This is a genomic window from Pantoea sp. E2023-21 (assembly GCF_051302795.1).
Taxonomy (GTDB): domain Bacteria; phylum Pseudomonadota; class Gammaproteobacteria; order Enterobacterales; family Enterobacteriaceae; genus Pantoea; species Pantoea ludwigii_A.
In genome coordinates this window covers 17,902-32,219 of the sequence record NZ_CP195346.1, presented here as the reverse complement: position 1 = coordinate 32,219, position 14,318 = coordinate 17,902, and the positions used below count along the sequence as shown (strand labels likewise).

At 61.4% G+C, this 14,318-nt stretch carries 16 protein-coding genes; 15 read left to right on the top strand and 1 reads right to left on the bottom strand.

What is annotated here, in order from left to right; translation table 11 throughout:
- Positions 1-8: 8 nt before the first annotated feature.
- The 4 genes from traQ (at position 9) to ACRQ84_RS22885 (ending at position 1,931) form a co-directional block, all read left to right on the top strand.
- On the top strand, positions 9-548 hold the full coding sequence (gene traQ, locus ACRQ84_RS22900) for a conjugal transfer protein TraQ (RefSeq protein ID WP_483818625.1): 540 nt from the start codon (positions 9-11) through the stop codon (positions 546-548).
- 77 nt (positions 549-625) lie between these two features.
- Positions 626-1,012, top strand: a complete 387-nt coding sequence (locus tag ACRQ84_RS22895; RefSeq protein ID WP_483818624.1) for a DUF6750 family protein — start codon at positions 626-628, stop codon at positions 1,010-1,012.
- Between the two features lie 173 nt (positions 1,013-1,185).
- On the top strand, positions 1,186-1,569 hold the full coding sequence (locus tag ACRQ84_RS22890) for a hypothetical protein (protein ID WP_483818623.1): 384 nt from the start codon (positions 1,186-1,188) through the stop codon (positions 1,567-1,569).
- Positions 1,566-1,931 (top strand): hypothetical protein, encoded by a 366-nt coding sequence (locus tag ACRQ84_RS22885; RefSeq protein WP_483818622.1) that lies wholly within the window; start codon positions 1,566-1,568, stop codon positions 1,929-1,931. The genes ACRQ84_RS22890 and ACRQ84_RS22885 overlap by 4 nt, the downstream gene beginning before the upstream one ends.
- Here ACRQ84_RS22885 and ACRQ84_RS22880 read toward each other — a convergent pair.
- Positions 1,926-2,462, bottom strand: coding sequence for a hypothetical protein (locus ACRQ84_RS22880; RefSeq protein WP_483818621.1), 537 nt, complete (start codon positions 2,460-2,462; stop codon positions 1,926-1,928). The genes ACRQ84_RS22885 and ACRQ84_RS22880 overlap by 6 nt on opposite strands.
- 248 nt (positions 2,463-2,710) lie before the next feature.
- Between ACRQ84_RS22880 and ACRQ84_RS22875 the strand changes: the two genes are divergently transcribed.
- From ACRQ84_RS22875 to ACRQ84_RS22825, 11 genes are all read left to right on the top strand, one after another.
- Entirely contained in the window at positions 2,711-3,331 is a 621-nt protein-coding gene (locus tag ACRQ84_RS22875) for a conjugal transfer protein (protein ID WP_483818620.1), read from the top strand.
- Positions 3,303-6,353: an ATP-binding protein gene (locus tag ACRQ84_RS22870; protein ID WP_483818619.1), complete on the top strand. Its 3,051-nt coding sequence runs from the start codon at positions 3,303-3,305 to the stop codon at positions 6,351-6,353. The genes ACRQ84_RS22875 and ACRQ84_RS22870 overlap by 29 nt, the downstream gene beginning before the upstream one ends.
- A gap of 18 nt (positions 6,354-6,371) precedes the next feature.
- On the top strand, positions 6,372-7,595 hold the full coding sequence (traW, locus tag ACRQ84_RS22865) for a conjugal transfer protein TraW (protein WP_483818618.1): 1,224 nt from the start codon (positions 6,372-6,374) through the stop codon (positions 7,593-7,595).
- Positions 7,596-7,613: 18 nt separating this feature from the next.
- Positions 7,614-8,375, top strand: a complete 762-nt coding sequence (locus tag ACRQ84_RS22860; RefSeq protein WP_483818617.1) for a prepilin peptidase-dependent protein — start codon at positions 7,614-7,616, stop codon at positions 8,373-8,375.
- Positions 8,372-8,944 carry a conjugal transfer protein TraX gene (gene traX / locus ACRQ84_RS22855; protein ID WP_483818616.1) on the top strand — a complete coding sequence of 191 codons (573 nt, stop codon included), beginning with the start codon at positions 8,372-8,374 and terminating at the stop codon, positions 8,942-8,944. Before ACRQ84_RS22860 ends, traX begins: the two co-directional genes overlap by 4 nt.
- Positions 8,945-8,956: 12 nt before the next feature.
- Positions 8,957-9,388, top strand: coding sequence for a hypothetical protein (locus tag ACRQ84_RS22850; protein ID WP_483818615.1), 432 nt, complete (start codon positions 8,957-8,959; stop codon positions 9,386-9,388).
- A 20-nt stretch (positions 9,389-9,408) separates the two neighbouring features.
- Positions 9,409-9,831: a hypothetical protein gene (locus ACRQ84_RS22845; RefSeq protein WP_483818614.1), complete on the top strand. Its 423-nt coding sequence runs from the start codon at positions 9,409-9,411 to the stop codon at positions 9,829-9,831.
- On the top strand, positions 9,828-10,031 hold the full coding sequence (locus ACRQ84_RS22840; protein ID WP_483818613.1) for an Hha/YmoA family nucleoid-associated regulatory protein: 204 nt from the start codon (positions 9,828-9,830) through the stop codon (positions 10,029-10,031). The genes ACRQ84_RS22845 and ACRQ84_RS22840 overlap by 4 nt, the downstream gene beginning before the upstream one ends.
- 88 nt (positions 10,032-10,119) lie before the next feature.
- Positions 10,120-12,255: a DotA/TraY family protein gene (locus tag ACRQ84_RS22835; protein ID WP_483818612.1), complete on the top strand. Its 2,136-nt coding sequence runs from the start codon at positions 10,120-10,122 to the stop codon at positions 12,253-12,255.
- A 66-nt stretch (positions 12,256-12,321) separates the two neighbouring features.
- Positions 12,322-12,987: a plasmid IncI1-type surface exclusion protein ExcA gene (excA, locus tag ACRQ84_RS22830; protein WP_483818611.1), complete on the top strand. Its 666-nt coding sequence runs from the start codon at positions 12,322-12,324 to the stop codon at positions 12,985-12,987.
- A gap of 111 nt (positions 12,988-13,098) precedes the next feature.
- On the top strand, positions 13,099-14,313 hold the full coding sequence (locus ACRQ84_RS22825; RefSeq protein ID WP_483818610.1) for a secretion/conjugation apparatus DotM-related subunit: 1,215 nt from the start codon (positions 13,099-13,101) through the stop codon (positions 14,311-14,313).
- Positions 14,314-14,318: the final 5 nt, after the last annotated feature.

Here is a 14,318-nt window from a genome sequence, read left to right as displayed (position 1 = left end):
GAGGCGTCATGGGAGGATCGCTTGACGGCATCACCATGCTGTCTAACCTGGCCTCCGGGCTGCAGAGTACGTTCATCACCCTTGCCCTGACGCTGGGGGCGCTATTCGGCGTGCTCGGTGCCGGCAGCTTTCTGGTCCGCCAGTCCTGGCTTGCCCGCAAGGCGCCCGGTCAGTCAGCGAGCGGAGGGGCCGTGGTGGCCTGGCTGCTGCTGTCGGGCTGCCTTGCAGGACTGGACCAGCTTATCGGCGCGGGGGCGCGGCAGGTGGGATGGCAGGTTTCGTTTGACGCCATCAGCTATGTGGACCAGGGGACGTTCGGGCAGGGCGCGGTCGCGGCCAACGCCCTGCTGAGCCTGCTTCGCATGGTCGGCGTCTGGTTCGCCCTGGCGGGCGTGATGCTGTGGCGCCGTTCCCGTAAAGATGGCCACTCGGGCCTGACGGCGGGCGACGACGTCAACAAAGGTACCGTGAGATTTATCCTTGGGGTGCTGCTCATCTGTAGCCCCTACCTGCTCGACGCCTTACAGAAAACCCTCGGTATGCACTGAGGCAGGTTCAAAGACTTCCGTCCTCATGGACGATTTAACCGGCCATCCGGCCACTCTTATTTATTAAGGAAAACACCATGATCACTCGCCTTTACTGCGCGGTGTACGCGCGCGCCCTGATGCTGTCTGAAACCCTGCGCCGCATGACTTTACGCGCTCTCAGCGCCTGGCTTGCCTTTATTTCACCGATGGCCATGGCCGACGGTGATTTAGCGGATATGGGGAAAAATTTATCCGAGGGCGCCAAGTCTGTACAGAGCAGCGGGATCGTCATTATCCAGGTTATCGGGTTCTTTTCGGTTGCCGGTGGGCTTCTGTCAATCAAGGCCATGAATAAAAACCCGCAGATCAGACCCTGGATGATTGTACTGGCCATTGTTGGCGGGCTGCTGGCTATGGGTATCCCGGAAATCATCAAGCGCGGCATGAACCAGATGGGCATGACGCCGGTCAGCGTCAGTTAACTCACCGGCCGCCCCAGCATGGGGCGGCACAATTCCCGGTTCCTTCTGAACCCTTCCTGAGCTTCTTACGGAAAAGCTGATTCCGTACGGCCGGTATCGGCGTCAGATGAAGGCCGGGAGGGTTATGCGGTTTTCTGTCGCCGCAAATGATTGCCTTACAGAGATAATGACTCATGCACTACCACGGCGAATATATCCATGCCACCCCTGAAGAATTTCAGGCGGTTGTTGTCCGGGCGCTCACGAAGGTGCCCGCCGTTTCTGAGGAAGAAGTCCTCATTCACCACTTTATTGAGCGCTGGCCAGAATACACCGGCGGCTGGCTACTCATGCACTGTGGGTTATTCAAATGCCATTCAACTGAGAGCGAATATTCAACCGCGTCGCTGTTCATACTCATTGACAGGTATTTGTCCGGGATGTCGGTTGCCGTAAAAGGCCTGAAAAACGACCATCTTCCAGGATTTAATGACGGGTTTATCCGTCGTCAGCAATTCATCAGCTTCCATTTTCTGGAGAAGGGCGTTAACGCCCCTATGCTGAGGCTCGATACATGAAAATGAATATATTGTCGCCCGAAGAGATGATTTCAGTTGTCATCAGGCATCTTTCCGGCACACCGCTTCTCACTGAATCACAGTCCGGGGTGCAGCTCAGGCGCTTTCTGAGGGGGGATGACGGGACGCTGACAGGCGGGCTCCTGCACCTGCTTTCCATGGTGTCACAGAGTGCGAAAATGGCGGCACACGGTCGCGGCGGAGAGTGGCATCCCAGAATTGAATTTTCCGGTTGCACACGGAAAAAACATCTGCACATCTTTGTGGTTAACGCCTGGGTACTGGCTGTCCCTACAAACTTTGAAGATAAAAACAGTGACGGCAGACGTATAAGGCTGTCGTTACTTCCCGGGCGGTCATAGTGCCGTCCAGTTCATCATTCTTCGGTGTTTTTCATACAAAATATGCTCATGCGGTGAGATATGACAGATGAGGTTGCGAACGACATCCGATAGTGGGTGAGCCTCATTACTGTGATGGTTAACCGGGAGTGTGCAGTACGCAATCACTTGCTCAGATATGATCAAATCATTCGCAGTCCGACATGAATGGCATTTCATCAGGCACGATGCCAGATTAACCCCAGCGGCTTCATCGGGTGACATCCATGCTTCATAAATCAGGTTGTCAATATCAGGGTGGCATTGAGAAAAAGGGAGATTAATTTTAAAAATGTAAAACAGTTCGTTCTCGCTATTGAGGATTGAAACTTTGTTACCCCAGTGTACGGCATGGTCAATATGATCAGAAAGATATACCCATCCTTGCGATGTCTGCAGACTCCATTCAACGGCTGGAGGTGCCTGCCGGGATATCATTCCTGACGCCAGAATCGCCTGTCCCCGATTTTGTGTCGTGGCATGAAACAAGGTTGCGGCTGATTTTTTATTCATTCATTTTCTCCTTGATTGTAATCATCATGAGCTACTTCACTGCCGGATGGCTATCTGGAGCGACTGCCGGGCGTCATTCAATGAGTCGGGCGCTATGCCTCAAGGCGTTCATGACGCATAACAATATAACAGGACGTTTTCATTCAACCGCTAGCAGACTTATGCTGCACCACCGCTACAAACCTCTCTGATTTTTACATCACTCCGGCATCATCATCTGCATCAGGCCCTGCCTGTAAGGACTTCCTGTGTCTGTTTATCCCTCACCCTGTCCGGCGGGCGGTCTGCTGCCGCTCCTGCCGGACGTCAGCGGCGAAGACGCTGCCCCGAGGCCCGTTTCCCTTGAGGCCGGGCCACCGTGCTACTGCTGCGGTACGCGCGCGCAGCGCCTGTGGCAGGGGCCTGACGCGAAGCCGGTCTGCACGCTTTGCTGGCTGACCTTCAACCTCGACAGCCCCACGGCCGCGCACGGACATCTGGTCTGGCTGCCTGACGCACCCGCCGCCGATATCATCAATCTGCAGCGCCGTGCGCTTATCGGGAAGCACAGCGAGAGTAAAGCCGTGCGCAAGAAGTGCAGACGCGTCTGGAACTGGCTGGCCCGCCACGCGCGCGAGGTGGAGGGCATGTGGGGCACCTCCCGCGCGCCCGAATTTGCCGCGGCCTTTGCGCGACTTCCGCCGGTGAAGCGGGCGCAGATGCAGCAGCGGCTCGAGGGCTGCGTGCTCATTCTTCCCGCTGACGTTTTTACCGACCTGACCCTGCTGCTGCCGCTGGGCCGCACCGCCGATAACGCGGTGCATACCCCGGCGTGGGCGACCTATACCCGGAGCGACCTGTATGCCAAACCGCCTCATCCGCTGGACTGAAGAAGTGATCACCGCCGCGACGCGCTTTGCCGTGTCGCGCGACCTGCCCGACTACTGCGACCTGCAGACCGTGGTGCGCCTCACCGACGACGATCGCATTCGTCACCCGGAGCTGAGCGCGCCATACATCATGGTCACTCATCGCGGTGACTATCTGACGGTTTATGAAGTGGCCGGCAGCTACAGTGAGGCAGACGAAAAGCTGGCCGCCGGGCATGACGACGCGTGGCAGGGGCGGCTTGACCGCATGACCGAGTCCTTAAACTCCCACTATCGTCATGCGGGTCATAAAATCAGCACCGTGCACGAGTGCGATCCGGACGGCGGCGGGGCTGTTATCAGTCGGCTGCTGGCGCCGCTGTATCAGTCACTGAAGCGCACCGGACTGGATCTGAAATACATGCTCGATGAGCAGGTGAAGAAGCTCACGCCCTGGGTCAACGCCGAGCGCACCTGGCTTGTCTGCTACAGCGGCCGCGGCGTGCTGGCCGGGCACGAGCTGCGTGATGAAAACGCCCGCCTGAAGGAGCTGGTGAAGGGCAGCCCGGCGGCCGCGTTTGGGCAGAATCCGCTTCTCGCCGAGCTGGCGGGTCTTAAAATCCGCCACGACGCCTTCCTCTCGCAGGTTGAGCGGTCGCTCGGCGACAGCGGGAAGGGCGTACTGATGCGCCGCATCGATGCGCACGAAGCCGGCCGCGTGCTGCGCGCGCAGGTGGACCCGGGCACGGGCGCTGACTGGCAGCCGCTGCTGCCGGACGATCGCATCATTCCCCGGGGGGTGCGTCAGGGGGAGGACGCCACCGCGCTGCTGGCCCCCTGGCTGAACTTTCAGGTCATGGGCGCGGGCGTTGATGAGATACGCAACAACCTGATCAAAATTAAGGGCGTCTGGCACGGCACGCTCGCCGTGAACCTCGGGCCGCAGAGTCCGCAGAGCTTTGCCCGCCTGCGCGAACTTATTCCGCGCAGCGTGCCGTTCCGCATCCGCAAGGACCTGATGCCCGGCGGCATGCGTCGCCTCGGCGGCAAGCACGTCGTGCTGAGCATGGCCTCCTGGGTGCCGGGCCTGAAACCGATTTTCGATTCCATTTCGATGCTGGCCGAACGCGAGATGCACGAGCCGGTGTGTATGATGACCATCACGGCCGCAACCTGGGGCGATTCGCCGGAAACGGTGACGCGCAACCTGACGCTGCTACAGCAGGCGCTGACCTCGTGGGGGATATGCGGCGTCACGCAGACCTTCGGCGACCCGGTTAAGGCGTGGGTGGCTACGCTCACGGCCTCGTCTGCGTCAGGCGGACCCTGCCTGATGTATCCGCCGCTGTCTGAGGCGCTGAACCTGATGCCGCTTACCCGTCCGACGACGGCCTGGAGCGAGGACGGCAACGCGCTGTTTGTGTCGCCCGACGGCAAGCTGATGCCGGTGGCGCTCGCGCCCTCCAACCAGACCAAGAAAACCAGCATCGTGGCCGGCGAGTCAGGCGGCGGTAAGTCGGTGTTCATCAACCGGCAGCCGATCATCCTGGCGATGTCCGCGCAGCAGCAGCTACCCTTCTTTGCCGGTATTGATAAAGGGTTCAGCTCGCAGGGCATGGTCTCGATACTGCGGGATGCGCTGTCGCCGGAGCGTCAGGACGAGGTGCTCAGCGTCGTGCTGCGTAACGACGCGCAGCACTGCCGCAACCTGTTCGACATCCAGCTGGGGCTTTCGATGCCGCTCAGCTACGAATCCGAATTTATGGAAAACGCGCTGCAGGCCCTGTGTATTGACCCCGGCACCGGCGTGCCGCCAAACGGCCGCGATACGCCGATCATTCTGCGCCGTCTGCTCAGCGACTCGTTTAAGGCCTGTCGCGAGGAACCGCGGCGCTACGAGCCGGGGCTCGTGCCGGAGGTGGACGCGGCGCTGAGTGACGCCGGCATCTGGGAGGCGCACCCGGAATACCGCGACAACGCAACATGGTACGAGGTGCGTGACCTGCTGCAGGACGCGGCCCACCCGGCCGCCGCGCAGCGCGCGCAGTTTCAGGCGGTGCCGGAGCTCGCCGATATGGCGCCGCGCCTGCTCAGCGAGGATTTCAGAAGCATGTACGGCAACATTCAGCGCGACGGCAGCAGCGAGCCGCTGATTGAGTATATTGCCCGCTGCCTGCGAGACGCCTGCGGCCAGTACCGCATGTTCGCCGGGCGCACGCGCTTCATGATAAGCCCGAAGGCGCGCGTCATTACGGTCGACATTCAGTACGTCGCCGGCGACAAGTCAAAGGCGGGCTACCTGCAGACCGGCATGATGTACCTGTTTGCCGGCCACATCGCGGGCGGCGACTTCGTACTCCCTCAGTATCAGGACGAGCTCTTTCCGTCGCTGCACAAGCGCTGGCACCCGATGCACCGCGCGCGCGTGGATCAGCTCGATCAGGAGGTTAAAACCCGGCAGTACGACGAGCTGCACAACGCGAAGGGCGTCCCCTTTATCTTCCCGATGCTCGAAACCGCCGACCGCGAGCAGCGCAAGTTTGGCGTGCGCACCGTGCTGTCCTCGCAGTATTTCCGCGACATGCCCGACGCGCTGCGCCAGTCAGCCAACTCCGTCTACATGGTCGGCGTGGATCCGGAAGACCGCGCGCTGCTGAAAGAGCGCTTTAAGGTGCCGGACGCCACGCTTGACCGCTTTGAGCGCATGGGCAGCGGCCCGGCGGCCGACGGCAGCGGCGTGCCGTTCCTCGGCATCTTCCGCATCAGGGGAGGCAGCACCATTGCCCACATCATGAAAAACACGGTGGGCCCGGAGGAGCTGTGGGGCCACAGCACCACGCCGGTGGATATGTCGCTGCGCCGCATGCTTGAAAAAGACGTCGGCGCCGGCACGACCCGCCGCATCCTCGGGAATTTCTTCCCGAACGGCTCGGCCGAGAAGGTCATCGAGCACCGTCAGCGCACCGCGGGTGAGGCGCGCGGCGACAACGTCATCCGCACCCTTGCCACCGAGCTTATCGATAAACAGGGCTACGACCTCTGACACATCAGGAGTTCTGACATGCATAAATCCACAACATGGCGCCCCGCGGGGCGCCTGTGGCTTGCCGCCTGCGTGCTGGCGGCGCTGGCGCCCAAAGCGCTGGCGTACCCGACCGAGGAAATAAGCAGCATCCCCATTCAGACGCAGGTGATGCCCGCGCTGCAGACCATGCAGGCCACGCTGGCTGAAATCCTGTCCGCTGAGAAGGAAACCGGCACGGCGGTGGTGCAGTCCTCGGACAAAACCACCACGGCCATTACGGAAGCGGCGCGCACCCAGCGCGAGGCGGAGAACTTCAACCGTCAGGCGGACCGGCTTGAGAAGGCCCGGGCGGCCTACACGGTGCCGGACAGCATCTGCAGCGAGTCGGCCTCCGGCACGGCCGCGCAGGTGAGTCAGGCCACCCGCGCGGCGGCGTCAAAGCTTGCCAGCGGCAGCGGCGTGTCCAGTGCCGCCGTGCGTGAGACGCTGGCAAGCCTCCCCACCACGCCCCGGCAGGGCGGCTACCGCAGCGCGCTCATTCACGCGGCCTACTGTACGGCGGAGGAGGCAAAGCTCTACGGCGGAACCGGCCTGTGCCCGTCGGTCTCTCAGCTTCCGGGCGGCGACACCGAGGCGCGATCGCTTTACGACGGGGCGGGCCCGGCGGGTAAAGACCCCGAGCTCACCTTCACCCAGGCGCAGACCGATGCGGCGATGGCCTACGTGAACAACTCGGCGAAGCTCGACGCGGGGCGCACGCCGGGCAAGGGTGAAATCCAGACCGCCACCGGGCAGGAGTATCAGGGCCTGCTCACGCAGTACAAGGCCATGCAGAGCGCGGCGATGCAGCCGCAGCTGGACATGGTGGCGGCGAGCCAGCCGCAGGACGCCACGCAGGCGGCGCTCACCGAGGCCCGGCAGGCATCGTCGGCGGAGAGCTACTTTCAGCAGACCGCGTCGGCGCAGGCAAAGCAGACCGGAACCATGAGCGAGCGCGAGTTTGAGGCGTTCGAGGTGGGCCGGCGCTACGCCAACACCGCGTGGGTTACCGACCTGCAGGGCATGGACGGCGATAACCTGGCGCGTGAAATGGCGCGCCAGCAGAGTCTGGCCAACTGGCTGGCGCTCGGCATCAAAAACGAGCTGCGTCAGGCCAACATCATCAGCGGCCAGCAGCTGGCGCTGGCGGCAAAAAATGAATACGCCCCGCAGCTGCAGGCGCTGTCCTCGCAGATGAGCGCCGGCGTAAGCGCTAAGTAATCCCTTACGGAGCATTCCATGACGACAAGCGGTACCTTCGCGCCGGACGCCGGCGCGCTTTCTTCCCTGCTGGACGCGGCCGCCGGCCCGGTTCTGGTGCTGGACCCCTGCGGCGCGCTGTGGGAGGCCTTCTGGCAGGCGCCGCGCTGGAAAACGCGGTGGCAGGCGTGGCGCCTGGCGCCCGGACAGACGCAGGAGGGCGACGTCTGGGACGTGCTGGGCGCGCTGCGCCACGTGCACGCCACGGACGGTAGCGAGGCGATTTCAGCCGCGCTCTTTCCGGCAGACGCGCACAGCGACCTGACGCGCAGCCTGATGACGTGCTTGCTGGCGTTCGCGGACGACACGGGTCACTTCATCGGGCGGTCATCCGGGCTCGGGGCGCTGGCCGGTCAGCTGTGGGCCGGTGACCTGTGGAGCACTCTCGCCCGCTGGAGCCGCGAGTATCCGTATCACCCGTCACTGCAGACGGCGCGGGCGCTGCTGACGCATGACGGTGCCGGTGAGTCGGTTAAGGCCATCAGCCACCGCATGGCCATCTTCCACCATCCGCACGTGGCGGAAGCTTTCACGGGCGCGCCGGGGTTCAGCCTCAGCGCGCTTCGCCAGCGCCCGGGACAGGTCATCTTCCTGACGCCCGACATCCGCTGCATGGAAAGCGAGGAGCTGACGTCGGTGTACGGCTTTCTCTTTAACGCGCTGCAGGCGATGGCGGCGCTTCACCACGTGGCGTTTTCGCTCGCTGAGCCCGCCCTGACCGCAGAAGGAGATCCCCTGTGAAAGAATCTGATTCAGCCGCTCCGCAAGGTAGCGCAAAAAAATCCCGCATCACGCCAAAGCGCGTGGGCTGGATAGCGCTAAACGTTGTCCTGCCGGCGTGGGAGGTGTCCAGCTGGAGCCGCCACGCCGGGCGCAACGTATCACGCCTGTGGCAGCGCCTGCGCCAGGTCACGGCAGGGCGCGGCGCCGGAGATTACCGCCCCGCAGACTGGTCGCAGGCGGTGGCGGACAGCGGGCTTTCGCCCGCCCGGCTTGCGCGTAACCTGCGCGTCAGCCGCTGGATTTGGTGGGGGCTGATGTGGCTCACAGCCCTGCCGGTGACGGGTTTTCTGCTGATGCTGACTGCCGCGGGCAGCAGCATCGGCGGGACCGGCTGGCTGCGCATGGGCTGCGTGATGCTCGTGCTGCTGCTGCTGGCGGCGACCGGGTTCGTGCAGGCGCTGGTCACCAGCTTCCGCCTGTGGCAGCTGACGGAAAAGCGGGTGTCGGCGTCAGAGAAGGGCAGTTTTCAGGACTATCTGCAGGAGACGCGCTGGTGCCGGCAGGTGCTGAGCGGCGGTCTGTTATGAGGGTAAGGGCATATGCGAAATAAAAAGCGTGAAGAAATCATGGTACGCCTTATCACCCTGCTGGACGATGCGGAGCTGGGCGAGCTGGGCGAGCTGGGCGAGCGGGGTGAGATCATTTTACACCTGCTGCACAGCGCGCGGCAGGCCTGCCGCGCGCGTGACCTTAAGGCCGGACAGCACTGCCTTGATGCCCTGAGTCAGCTGCGCAAAGCGCGTCACAGCCTGCGGGTGGCAGGCGCGTCAGAGCAGGTTCTGACCCCGCTGGAGTACGCTGTCGAGCTGCTCCTGCCGGTGTGTGAGGACGCTCAGTCGGATCAGCGCGTCCTGTTCATGTCGGAATCGCTGGTGTGGCGCGTTCTGGTGCTCCTGTTCCTGCTGCCCACCGGCCTGGCCCTGACCGTAACGACGGTGGTCTGGACCACGCGCCATCTGCTGCAACTCTGAACGAACCGGGAGAAACTGAAATGTATATCCGGCTGGATGTGTTTGCCGGCCTGCTGAACGTCAGGCCGGGAGAACTGCTTCACGCTGTGCGCACCACGGGCGAGCTGGACGGCATGCTGCTGCCTGCGCGCAGGCATGTGCGCGGTGCGGCGCTGATGTTCGATCACGCGGAGGCCACGGCGTTTGCGGCGCGCTGGCACGCCCGGGAGCCTGCGGATCATCCCGCGCCCTCCGGTGAACCGCTGATACCGCTTGATGCGTTTGCAAGAGAGGCGGGTATAGCGCCGCTGGCGCTCTGGCAGGCCGTCAGCCGGCGTAAGCGCCTGCGCGGTATCACGCTGCCTGTGCCGGTCAGGTCCGAAGGGCAGCTGCTGTTTGAGCCGGCGGCGGTCAGCCGGTTTGTCTGCGCCCTGAGGCGCGTATCGAACGGAGAGAGCTCATGACCCGTGATGAATGGCTGCTGAAGTTCCGGCGTCACCAGTCGCCCGACACGCTGGAGAAGGTTTACGAGATGCTGAAATACAGCGGTGACCCGTCGGACGAGTATGCGATGACCTGTGCCTGGGACCACCGCAGGGCGGAGCTCACTGCCGGCAGGCTTTTCGATCGTGTGCCGATGCACGTGTGGCGGTTCGTGGTGTAACGTTAAGCGTACTCAGCCCGCCCGCTGTTCACATACTGCCATCCCCACCACTTTTCACTCAGGTCATCCCCTGACCCACAGGTAAACCATGAAGCTACTGACAAAAATTCAGGCGGCGGCTCTGCTGTGCGCCGCGTCCTGCCCGGCGTTCGCCGACGGCGTGGACTACCAGACCATCAGCGATGCCGCCAGCAAGACCGGTGACCTGTCCCGACAGGCGCTGGTAATGATATTCGGCGACGTGGTGCTTACGCCGTTTCAGCCCGGGCAGGTCACGCTTATCGGCTCGCTGTTTGCGCTGCTGAACGGCGTGCTCTGCTCGGTCGCGCTGGTGTGGTTCCTCATCGTGACGCTGAAGACGGTGTTCAAGGGTGGTCAGGACGGCAAGGTATTCAGCGCCGGCCGGACCATGCTGCATCCCCTGATGAGCTTCGCCGGCTTTATCACGCTCGTGCCAACCGCGTCCGGCTGGTCGCTGTCGCAGCTGGTGATGCTGTGGGCGGCCTCCACCATGGGCATCGGCAGCGCTAACCTGTTTACCGATAAAGCGGCGGACATGATAAGCAGCGGGATGTCGCTGGTCGTGCAGCCCACGGCACCCTCCACGCGTTCGGCGGCGCGCGCGGTGTTCGAAATGAACCTGTGCAAGTACGCGACCAACCGCGAGCTGTCCTCGCTCTATCAGGACGGGCAAGCGCGAACGGCGCTGATGGAAACGAAAGGCGGGAACGGTGACTACACCACGGGTAACGGCAGCGCGCTTTGCGGCAGCGCCCGCATCCCCGAGCCGTCAGCGGGTGTTATGGACAGCCTCTTTGGGTCGGCCGTGAACACGGCGAGCGTCACCACGGCATCACGGGGCGCGCTGGACACCATGCAGTCTACGCTCGATGCCGCCGCGCAGGCTTACGTCGATGCCTATCTCAGCCGGCGCGATCAGGATACCGGCACCCTGAGCGATCCGGAGACCACCATTCAGAACGCGGCGGCCGCGTATGAAACCACGGTCAACAACGCGCTGAACCAGCTGAACTACAAAGACTCGCTGCAGAGTCAGCTGACGACGCAGCTTAAAACCTACGGCTGGATTTCGCTGGGCGCGTGGTACAACACCTTTGCGACGGCCAACAGCAAAACCAACGAAGTGGCCAATGCGGCACCGGTGACGTCAGGGGCCAGTCTGCATGGCGAAACAGGCACCGGTGACCTGTATCACCAAGTGTTTGCGGCGTATCGATCGCAGGTGCAGAACAGCACCTACACGGCGCCTCTCGGTTCGCAGACGGCTAAAGATGATGGGGCTGCTCTTAACGCGACAGACCCGGACGCAGTATTTGTGAGCTTTTATAAAAGTCCGATGCAGAAAATCACAACGGCAATAGCTACAAACGAAATTGGCACTCAAGCAGATTTTTCACATCAAGTTAATCCACTGATTAAAATGCAAACCATTGGTGACTACACTTTGGGTGCCACCGAGACTGCTCTGGCAGCTTATACATTAACGCTAGCAGCGGCATCTACTGCGGATAATTCAGTATTGGGAAAAATTGGCGGTCTGCTTTTCGTCAATCCGGGAGCAGTTGTAAAAGATGTTCTGACGGAACTTTCACCGCCGTTTTATTTCGTGATGTTACTTCTGTTTGCAGTTGGATTTTCGCTGGCAGTATTCCTGCCGGCGGTACCCTTTCTTTACTGGATGGTCGGGGTGTTTAACTGGCTGGTAAGCGTCATGGTGGGGTGTGCTGCGGGCCCAATGTGGTCTGCGACTCACTTAGGAGCCGAGGAAGATAAAGGCAGTCGCAGTGCGTACGGCTATATCTTCCTGATCGACATGATGCTTCGTCCATCGCTGATGGTCCTGGGTTTTTTCTTTGCTTCCGTGGCTGTAATGGCCGGTGGAACCCTCCTGAACCTGTTGTTTGGGACTGCATTGGCCAACTCCAATGCGGACTCAATTATGGGATTAGTAAAAATGATTGGCTGGCTATTGATTTACGCACGCATAGCAACTTTCGGCGTCACCCGAGTCTTCGGATTGCAGGCAACGCTCGCCGACTATGTGATCACGTTCTTGGGTGGTGCAGGTATGGCCGGCATCATGGGCGGACTGGTTGATGACGTCAAAGGCATGTTTGCTGCGGCAGGCGGTGGTTCCCGCAGAGTGCCAGGTTTGCAAAAATCCCCTAATACTGGCTCGCCTAAAGAGGATGGAATTAAGTAATTTCACCTGGCTTTATTTACAGTCGTGCGTATAATTTAATCAGAGGAAATGCGGCAGGAGGATGCCATGAAATTAGTCCAACGTCATGATTCAAAAACTGAAAATTTGTGGGTTGTTGTAAAATTTATTTATTATTTTTTGGTACTGCCGTGTCTGCTTTTTTTCGCTGTGGCTAGTCTCATGATCTATTTCGGCAAACAACCAGGCGGGCATAGTGATGCTGGCATGGCTAGTTTCTTTATTTTGGTTTGGATTGCTCTTATTGTCCCTTTGGCCTTTCGTCGATTTGGTAAGAAGTCCCGCAATCGCCAGCTCAAAAATATGGTCGCAATGCTCACCAGTGACGAGCGTTTCAGTCCACAGAAGCACCATCAGATTATGGATGCGGGCCGCGGTAAATATCTGGGTGTCGATATCAGGTCCGGCAACCTTCTGTACATCCACATGGTGAAGAAGGGGCTTGTCGACGTCATCGGCCTCACCATGGATGACTGGACGGATCGCGAACTTGAAGGTAGTACGCTTCGCCTTAATACAAAGAATCCTGAAGTGCCGGTACTGAGTATTAACGCGCATCCAACGGTGGCCAAAGAGCTGTTTGATACGATCGGCGCAATGAGCCACAAGAGTTATTCAGAATCGTTCCCGCAGGAGCCGTGGCCGGAGTATGTTGGTCGCCAGAGCCGCTTTGTTGAGTTCGAACACAACGTGGTGGTCCCGCAGGTCGTCTGATTTACCCCTACATTCTGACGCTTTTCCTCTGACACCGGCCCCGAGCCGGTGTTTTCTTATCTGCAGTCTGGCGGGCCGCTGGCGTCCGCCTCCGATCCCGGACACTCTCACATGTACTCCCAACATCCGAACGCCGCCGGCAATAACGAGCCGGCAATGGTGCTGATCACCCTTTGCCTGACGCTGCTGCTTTGCTGGCTTTTCTTTGCTGACTTCGTGCGCTGGAGCTGCTGGTTCCTTTACTGGCTGTGGCGCTTCGCTGACTTTCCGCAGATTCACCGCTACGCCGCCGAACGCATCAACCTGCTGGCCGCTACCGGCAACGGCGCGGAGTCGGTGGCGCTGACCGAATGGCGCGACGTGATGAATCTCACCGCCGGCATCCTTTTCGTGCCCATGGTGCCGTTAGTCGCGGTGACCAGCTGGGCGCTGGCGCGTCACCCTGCGCTGGGCTTTCGCAGCCGGCGCGCGATTGATATCCATTCGCTGCCGCGCGTGATGGCCACCTTCGCGCCTAGCGTTATTCCCGTGCTTTCCGGGCATCGCGGTGACGGGCTCATGAACGACACCACACCGGAAAACGCCTGGGCGCTGAAGCCCGAGGAGTTTGCGGAGCAGCACGGGCTGATCAAGCGCCGCGTGCTCGATCGCGACGCGGCTACAGCCTTATTCGATGCCCAGAACGGGCCGGCCATAACGTCACCTGACCAGTGGCAGCCGCATGAGCGTGCGCTGCTGGCCGTCTTTGGCCTGCAGGTGTTCACCGGTGACAGGAAGGCGGCCACCACGCTGCTGGATGACCTGAACCGCTCCTGCATGACCCGCCGGCTGTTTCGCGCGCCGGAATTTCGCAGCGTGCCCGACTGGCAGGTTGCAGAAAAACACGTGTCCCGCGTGCTGGCCAGCCCGGGCGTCAGCGAGTGGCTGAACATGCACGGAACGGTGCGCTCCGCGCTGGCCGGGCTCTACGGCCGCGACCTCCGCCTGCCGCCGGCGCGCTTTCGCTGGCTGAAGGGCTGTGACCGCACGCTTTGGTACGGACTTCACACCGCCGACACCGCCAAGGTGTTCGTGGAGGGGGCAGGCATCGTGGCGCAGGCGCGCGCGGAGCGGATGGCCGCCCGCATGAATCTGCCGCGCCCGCCGCTGATGACGGATGAGGCAGTGACCGGGCTGCAGCTCGAGCTCGAGTCGCTGGGGCTCGTGTACCCGCGCGACGCGCGGCCGAAACGCGCGAAACCGCAGCGCGAAATACCGTTCCCCGACGCACTTTATCTGCCCGGACAGGGCGAAGACGAGTTTACTGACGGCGCCGGCGCGCGCTGAGACAA